Origin of the sequence: Micromonospora sp. URMC 106 (assembly GCF_051386395.1) — a bacterium.
Taxonomy (GTDB): Bacteria; Actinomycetota; Actinomycetes; order Mycobacteriales; family Micromonosporaceae; genus Micromonospora.
Window position 1 is genome coordinate 1 of sequence record NZ_JBPQTP010000274.1, and the last position, 305, is coordinate 305.

The following is a 305-nucleotide window of genomic DNA, read 5'->3' on the forward strand; positions in this document are numbered from 1 at the left end:
GGCATGGCCTGCCGCTACCCGGGCGGGGTGGAGTCTCCCGACCAGTTGTGGGAGTTGCTGGCCGCCGGTGGCGACGGTATCTCGGAGTTCCCCGCCGACCGCGGATGGGACCTGGAGTCGTTGTTTGATCCGGACCCGGACCGCAGCGGCACGTCGTACACCCGGCACGGTGGTTTCCTGTACGGGGCGGCGGAGTTCGACCCGGGCTTCTTCGGGATCTCGCCGCGTGAGGCCCTGGCGATGGATCCGCAGCAGCGGTTGCTGCTGGAGGCCTCGTGGGAGACGTTCGAGTCGGCCGGGCTGGA

Annotated in this window: 1 protein-coding gene; it reads left to right on the plus strand. The window is 69.8% G+C overall.

The window, feature by feature from the left end:
• Positions 1 to 305, plus strand: a 305-nt coding sequence (locus tag ACSNOB_RS32090) for a beta-ketoacyl synthase N-terminal-like domain-containing protein (RefSeq protein WP_436691208.1), incomplete at both ends; no start/stop codon positions are given.